General features: G+C 43.5%; 8 protein-coding genes. 3 read left to right on the forward strand and 5 right to left on the reverse strand.

The annotated features are described in order from the left end of the window. Positions 1-169 precede the first annotated feature (169 nt). On the forward strand, positions 170-796 hold the full coding sequence (locus C7B77_RS19440; protein WP_106308580.1) for a DedA family protein: 627 nt from the start codon (positions 170-172) through the stop codon (positions 794-796). Between the two features lie 20 nt (positions 797-816). On the opposite strand, the gene C7B77_RS19445 is transcribed toward C7B77_RS19440, so the two are convergent. Beyond that, entirely contained in the window at positions 817-1464 is a 648-nt protein-coding gene (locus C7B77_RS19445) for a DUF4337 domain-containing protein (protein WP_106308583.1), read from the reverse strand. 214 nt (positions 1465-1678) lie between these two features. On the opposite strand from C7B77_RS19445, the gene C7B77_RS19450 reads away from it, so the two are divergent. Together C7B77_RS19450 and C7B77_RS19455 are read left to right on the forward strand one after the other, a co-directional pair. Next, a complete protein-coding gene (locus C7B77_RS19450; protein ID WP_106308586.1) occupies positions 1679-2563 on the forward strand; it encodes an undecaprenyl-diphosphate phosphatase in 885 nt (294 codons plus the stop codon). Positions 2564-2606: 43 nt separating this feature from the next. Beyond that, positions 2607-3764, forward strand: coding sequence for an alkaline phosphatase family protein (locus C7B77_RS19455; protein ID WP_106308589.1), 1158 nt, complete (start codon positions 2607-2609; stop codon positions 3762-3764). A 9-nt stretch (positions 3765-3773) separates the two neighbouring features. Here C7B77_RS19455 and lgt read toward each other — a convergent pair whose 3' ends face one another. From lgt to C7B77_RS19475, 4 genes are all read right to left on the reverse strand, one after another. Continuing rightward, on the reverse strand, positions 3774-4655 hold the full coding sequence (lgt, locus tag C7B77_RS19460) for a prolipoprotein diacylglyceryl transferase (RefSeq protein ID WP_106308591.1): 882 nt from the start codon (positions 4653-4655) through the stop codon (positions 3774-3776). Between the two features lie 42 nt (positions 4656-4697). Beyond that, entirely contained in the window at positions 4698-5873 is a 1176-nt protein-coding gene (locus C7B77_RS19465; protein WP_106308594.1) for an MFS transporter, read from the reverse strand. A gap of 180 nt (positions 5874-6053) precedes the next feature. Further along, positions 6054-6524, reverse strand: a complete 471-nt coding sequence (locus tag C7B77_RS19470; RefSeq protein WP_106308597.1) for a PepSY domain-containing protein — start codon at positions 6522-6524, stop codon at positions 6054-6056. Between the two features lie 193 nt (positions 6525-6717). Further along, a partial coding sequence (locus C7B77_RS19475) for a COG4705 family protein (protein ID WP_106308600.1) occupies positions 6718-7247 on the reverse strand: 530 nt, incomplete at its 5' end.

Genomic DNA, 7247 nt, shown 5'->3' on the forward strand with positions numbered 1-7247 from the left:
CTTAGGCAAACTCTAAATGCAAAATCAAAATTCACTAAACTGTCAAACATCTAAACCACATTAACTGAGTTGCCTTTATTCTCTAACTTTCGATCCCATTTTACGATCGATCCTCCTTCGTTCGGTAATTTATTGACTCGATCTATTTTGAGTAAAAACCTAGATTGATATGCAACTAAACATTACACATTTGCCTAGTTTACCGACCCTAATTCAGACCTTTGGTTATCCATTGGTTTGGTCGATTGTTTTTGCAGAATCAGGTTTATTAGTCGGTGCGTTATTACCTGGTGATAGCCTGCTGTTTGTAGCGGGATTTTTATGTTCTGTACCCAATACGCCGCTAAATATTTGGGTGATGACATTTGGTTGCTTTGTTGCAGCATTTTTAGGTGATAGTTTCGGCTACTATTTTGGCAAAAAATGGGGTCGCCAATTATTCGACAAGCCTGATTCTAAGATATTCAAGAAGAAGCATTTACTTATGGCAGAAGAGTTTTTCGAGCGTCAGGGTAAAGTCGCCCTTATTTTGGCTAGATTTATGCCCTTCGTTCGTACATTTGCGCCGATTGTTGCTGGAATTGCTGCGATGCGTTATCGAACATTCATTCAATACAATCTATTGGGCGGATTTGTGTGGGCGGTAGGGTTAAGTTTCCTCGGCTATTTTATCGGCGGAGCTATCCCGCCCGAACAACTCGATCGTTATTTGATTCCGATTACTTTGTCGATTATGTTTATTTCTCTGTCTCCATCTATATTCCATCTCTGGAAAGCGAGACAGGATCGGGAATAGCAGGCGGGGAAAGTAACTAGCTACCCAAGCTGCACTACTTTCTGGGTTAAGCTAGTTTTTTGCAAGTTAGCAGGAGTAGTCTGCACCTGACTGGGTAAGGTTCCCGCCACCATAAATCCAATCCCAATTGTGGCGATCCCCAATCCCACATACCAAATCGTCTGTTTCCGAGTTAAAGCAGCTATAGCTCCCATCGAAATCCCCACTTGTAATGCTGCAACACTCCGCGCAAATAGCTCGTGACGTGCTAGATTCTGCGCTGATTCAGCTTGGAGCTTGCGAGCTTCCTGCCCAATCTCCTGTTGCTCCCGATTGAGTTTGGCGAGTTCAGTGGTTGTTTTGGCAGGAACTGGTTTCTGGAGAGCTTGCAAGATCGTGACATTGGATTCTTCAATATGCCGCTTGGTAGATTTTGCCTGAAACTGCGCCCAACTATTGCTCGATTTGATTTGGGACAACATCCCTTCATTGGCAAAGTAACCACCTTGCATGGCGGCAATTGCGGCTAGGGTTGAAAAAATAGCTGTAGATAAACCGATTAAGTTCAGAGAGCGACGCTCCTGGCGTTGCTCGGATCTTTCTTCGGCTAGCTCCTCCTTCATCTCTTTCAATGCTTCGCTCGTATCGTCCTGCATCTCAACAGGTTCTCTGCCCAAATTTTCTTCCATAATTAATGCGATCGCTTTTGAGCCAATTTAGATTTTACATATCTAGATTAGGTGAGAAAAGTAAATAACTCGTCAAGTCTAAAATATTTGAAAAATAAGCCATGACGATCTTTCCTAGTTCTTAACGATCGTTCTATACGATCGAGTCAGCCGAGCTAATTACAAATCGATTTATTGTAGCTATCTCATTATTATTCTACTAGGAAAAACTTCGATGGCGTATTTTTTAGCTGTAAATTCACCAGAAACAATCGATCTGGGATTTGTCAAGTTAGGTTGGTTTAAGGTTTTGATTCTAGGCATCGTCCAAGGCATTACCGAGCTATTGCCGATTAGCAGCACTGCTCACATGCGGATCGTACCCAGCCTATTAGGGTGGCAAGATCCAGGGACAGCTTTCTCGGCGGCAATGCAGATGGCAAGTCTGGGCGCAGTTCTCTCTTATTTCTGGAAGGACATTAAGAGTTTAGTTGGGGGCACGATAAGATCGATCGCCGATGGCAATTATCAGTCTAGAGATTTCCAACTCACGGTAGGACTGATTATCGGGACGCTCCCACTTGGTATTTTAGGTCTACTGCTCAAGAAAACTCTTAACGCGCCCAATTCGCCCATGCGGGGTTTAGTCGTTATCGGGGTTGCTTGCATCGTCATGTCATTATTACTCGCTTTAGCAGAACTTCGAGGCACCAGAGAGCGAGGATTTGGGAAGCTGACGCTTAAAGATGGCTTGTTGGTAGGGATCGCCCAAGCTCTAGCCCTAATTCCTGGAGTATCTCGATCGGGTTCGACACTGACGGCTGGTTTATTTCTGGGAATGGAACGGGAAACTGCTGCTAAGTTTTCGTTTTTACTGGGATTGCCCGCTGTGACATTGGCTGGAGCGATCGAATTACACGCACTCTTCAAAGCTGGACTGGATGCCAATGGCTGGTTTGTGCTGCTGGTAGGATTGACTTCGGCGAGTATTTCGGCTTTTTTGGCTATTTATGGGCTATTGCGTTATCTGGAGAATCAGAGTACCTGGATTTTTGTGTGGTATCGATTGGCGATCGGCTTATTTTTGATTTTCGGCACGGTGCAAGGTTTCTTGCACTAAATTTTCAGTTCTAAATTGACTAACAAATAGGAGATGGCACTAAATGACTATCGATCGCACTCTCGTAATGACTCTTTGTACTTTGAGTCTAGGTTCATGGATAAGTGGATGTTCTTCCTTACGTCCTCTTGTAGCTAATACATCCCCTCAAATCCAGCCCAGCACGAGTACTATTCCCAGCCCCACCATCTCCAAAAATTCAACACCAGCCGATCGATCGATTCCCCGCTACAAACACATTTTTACGATCGTTGCTGAGAATAAAGGCTATGCCCAAATTATCGGCAGTCCTAACGCACCTAGAATCAACCAATTTGCTAAAACCTATGGGCTAGCAAGTAATTTCTACGGTGAAGTTCATCCCAGCGAAGCTAACTATATTGCTATGCTTGGTGGCAGTAACTTTGGCATTCATGATGATGATGCTTTTTATTGTCAATCTACTAGCTCCGACCCTTTTTGTCCCCATGCCCAAAAACCCAACTATGCAAATCACACCATTGCAGCCAAAAGTCTTCTCGACCAACTTCAAGAGCAAGGATTGACCTGGAAAGGCTACTTTGAAAATCTACCCGTTCCTGGCTCGAAGGCGGTCGTTTTTCCGAGTGGGATTCGTGCCCTCTATGCTGCCAAACACAATGGATTCATGAACTTTAAGTCCGTGCAAGACGATCCCAATTTAGCCCAAAAAATTGTCGGTTTAGATCGGCTATCAACAGATCTCAAAAGTGGCAAGGCACCTAACTATAGCCAGATTATTCTCAACCAATGTCACGAAATGCACGGGCTGGCAGAATGTCCCAATGAAGACCGATTAATTCAGACTGGTGACGCTCAAATTGGCAAAGTAGTAGACCAAATTATTCAGTCCTCGATTTGGTCGTCGCCAGACAATAGTGCGATCGTCATTACTTGGGATGAAGATAATAACCCTCGCCAAAAGGTCGCTCCTCAAGGTTGTTGTGGTTTCGATCCCAAGGGTTTGAGTAATTTTGGGGGCGGACATATTGCCACGATTGTCATCACCAACCACGGCGCACGGGGTGTTGTCGATCCTACTCCTTACAATCACTATTCTTTACTCCGCACGACTGAAGATGCGTTGGGGATTTATGAATATCTGAATGAAGCTGGAGATCTCGATCGAGGTGTCAAACCGATGAAGAAACTATTTGCACTTCCCGTCACCCGTATGAATTGAAAGAAAAAGTCATATTTCAGTTGTGGATCTTCTGGTTGTATTTACATCAGGCAGCGGACGTTTGAGCCAGTACAGCCAAATTAAACCCATCCCTCCTACCACAATACCTGTAAGGCTAATTACTTGAGCGATCCGCAGCAAATTTAATAGCATCAGACTGTCAGTGCGTAGTCCTTCAATCCAGAATCTACCGATACTATAAGTTACTAAATAAACTAAAAAAATAGTACCATCTTTGATTTGTGAGTTCGATTTGACAGCACGAGCAAATAGAGTTAGGAGTAAACATAAAACTGAAAGATTCCAAAGTGATTCATACAAGAATGTGGGGTGGAAATATTCAAAACCTTCAAATCCTGGCGGTCGCTGTTGGATGGGGATATACAACTTCCACGGTAAATTAGTTGGTGCGCCGAAGGCTTCCGAGTTAAAAAAGTTACCCCATCGTCCGATCGCTTGTCCTAAAATTAATGAAGGAGCTACGACATCGACTAACTTCCAAAATGAGATCCGGTGCCAGCGAGCAAACACGATCGTCGTCACCAATCCGCCAATAATCGCGCCATGAATGGCAATCCCTCCTTTCCAAATCGCTAAAATATCAATAGGATTACGGGCATATTCCGACCATTCAAAAATTACATAATAAAGACGGGCACAGGGAATTGCTGTAAATACCAGCCAGATCGTTAATTGTTGAATTAGTGATGGAGCGATATCTCTTTGTTTGGCTAAATATTGAGATAAATTCACACCGATAATTACAGCAGAGGCAATCAGTAATCCGTACCATCTAAATGTTAGGAAGCCTACCTGAAAAATAATCGATCCTGGAGAAGTAAACAGAAAAGCTAACAGAGAGTTAGACAAATACAAGCTTACGTTTGACATATCAAGGTTGCAATAATAGTTTATGACATCAGACTTTTTAATTTAATCTGCTCTGAGCTTAACTCTAAATAACAGTACCGTTGACACCACAGCACAACAGGCTGAAAATTCAAAAGCGATTGTAGCCCCAGCATTTTCATAAAGCCAACCAAAAATAATTGAAGCAGGTAGTAACATAATTCCGCTTGCCAGATTAAACCAGCCGTAAGCTGTGCCCAGCATTGTCGATGGAGCTAAATCTGCGACAATGGCTTTTTCTACGCCCTCAGTAGCAGCTAGAAATAAGCCATAGAAGGCAAACAAACCAAAGAGTAAGACTGAGTTTCCAGGCGGTAAAAATCCTAAGCTCAAATAGAATAGTCCATAGGCTAACCAGCCAGCCGCAATCGATCGAATCCGCCCAAATCTGTCAGATAATGCTGATAGTGGTGTGCCAAAGATCGTGGCAATCGCGGAAATAGTCGCCCAAGCTAAGGGCACTTGAGCCTCTGGTAAGCCTAATTCTCTGGCTCGAAGTAATAGAAACATATTGGAAGAATTACCCAGCGTAAATACAACTACAGCCAATAGATAACGCTTAAACTCGATCGGTAAGCTGTGGAAATTCCAGCTAAATTTACCACGACGCACCTCAGCTAACGCATTTTTTGGCTCTCTAATCAGGAGTGACATCCCCAGACACAAAACCGCAGGGATAATGGAAATCACAAATAGATCCCGAACTTTAAATCCATAACCTAGCAGTACAGCAGCTAAAATCGGCCCTAACACCGCACCAGCATTGTCCATCGATCGATGAAATCCAAATGCCAAACCCCGACGCTCTGGGGGGACGCTCGCGGCTAGCAGCGCATCGCGGGGGGAACTGCGTAAGCCTTTACCAACCCTGTCGAGCATCCGAATCCCTAACACGCCTACCCAGCTATTGGCGATCGATATGAGAGGACGACTAAAACCTGCCAAACCATAGCCCCAAACGATCCAGGGCTTGATAGTGTTGGATCGATCGACCAATACCCCCGATATCAACTTTAAAATGCTGCTAGTAGCCTCGGCAATCCCCTCAATTATCCCCAAAGCTTTCGGCCCAGACATCAAGACAGAGGATAGATACAGGGGAATCAGGGGATAAACCAGATCGCTAGCTGTATCGTTGAGCAAGCTGATGACACCAATCAGCCACACATTAGGCGGCAGTCTTCGGAGAGCAGTTAGCAAAATCAGACCTCATGATTGATAGACTCGTGCGAAGTTTATTTGATTAACCGATCGCGATCGAGAAAATGAGTATTTAAGTTAATGCCAACAGCCTTCATTTTATCTTTAATTGCTGTGGTTTATTATCTGCCTACTCAAACTATGAGTAGGCAGATGTTTCAATTAGACGACAAATTAGCCTTACTTAGCATCATCATTAGTTTCACCATCGCCATCGCTGACTTCAGCGACTTGGATACTGCTACTAGGACGTTTTGCTTCGTTTCCTTCATTGTTAGCAGAATCGGTATAGAGTACTTGACCGTTACCCGCATCAACCTTGACCTCTTTTTGACCGATGGCTACGGCATAAACGACATTACCATCTTCATTTTCGAGCTTCACGTTGCTAGCTTTACCACCTTGATTAGCTTCAGCAAATTGCCGTGCTTGTTCGGGAGTAATTTTGGCTAGAGTTTGCAGTTTAGCTGACTCTTGTTTTTCTTGGGCATCATCATTTGTTTCGCCATCGCCATCGCTGGCTTCGGCAGTTTTGTAAGAGGTAACGATCGTATTCAATTGTCCTTGGTTAGCATAGGCGAGACTGCTAAAGCCAGCCAAGCCGAGAATGCCAACAGCCGCGATCGCCAGATATTTAGGAGAGATGTTCATGACTTAAATTTAGTAAGTTTTAGGAACTGACCTTAATATAGATCTCAAAAGTCAAGAACTCGTCAAGAGGATGATTTTTGTCAAATGAATTTTAGATAGATGAATCGACTGTTAAAATACATAAACACACTAATTAATTAGCGTGTTTATATTTCATCACCAAAGTAGACTACGGGTTTAGAGAGTATTGGTTTTATAGGTCGATCGAGGAGTGGTCAACTCTCTTCTGTTTTAGGCTCAGATAAATAATCAGACTGGCAATAATACAAAAGAAGATAATACTAGTACCCACTGTTCCCAAGCCATAGCCACCATTTTTTGTAGGTTGAGATAGGAGATCGCCAATCGAAGCACCGAGCGGACGAGTCAAGATATAAGCTAGCCAAAATGCTAAGACTGCATTCATTCTCAGGTAAAAGTGACCAGCGGCGATTGCGGCAATTGCAGCACCAAATATCAGTGCAGCTTGTAAGTAACCCAGCTTCAAAGCTTCGGCGAGATAATCTCCAGTTGCTGTGCCTAGAGCAAAGGTAAATAAAATAGCCGCCCAATAAAATAGCTCTCTTTTTGGTGTGTCGATCGAGTGCATTGCTAATGTTTTCTCACTTGCATACCAGAATCCAAAAATAGCTGCTAAAACAATACTAAAAACTATAATGATGGTAATTAAACTAACTTTAAGCTCATCTACCAATCGATCGGTGATGAGTGTTCCTGTGATAC

Source organism: Chamaesiphon polymorphus CCALA 037, from assembly GCF_003003845.1.
Classification (GTDB): domain Bacteria; phylum Cyanobacteriota; class Cyanobacteriia; order Cyanobacteriales; family Chamaesiphonaceae; genus Chamaesiphon; species Chamaesiphon polymorphus.

Coding starts and splice junctions, on each gene's coding strand:
- C7B77_RS19440 (WP_106308580.1), top strand. CDS start 170: ATGCAACTAAACATTACACATTTGCCTAGTTTACCGACCCTAATTCAG.
- C7B77_RS19455 (WP_106308589.1), top strand. CDS start 2,607: ATGACTATCGATCGCACTCTCGTAATGACTCTTTGTACTTTGAGTCTA.
- C7B77_RS19445 (WP_106308583.1), bottom strand. CDS start 1,464: ATGGAAGAAAATTTGGGCAGAGAACCTGTTGAGATGCAGGACGATACG.
- lgt (WP_106308591.1), bottom strand. CDS start 4,655: ATGTCAAACGTAAGCTTGTATTTGTCTAACTCTCTGTTAGCTTTTCTG.
- C7B77_RS19470 (WP_106308597.1), bottom strand. CDS start 6,524: ATGAACATCTCTCCTAAATATCTGGCGATCGCGGCTGTTGGCATTCTC.
- C7B77_RS19450 (WP_106308586.1), top strand. CDS start 1,679: ATGGCGTATTTTTTAGCTGTAAATTCACCAGAAACAATCGATCTGGGA.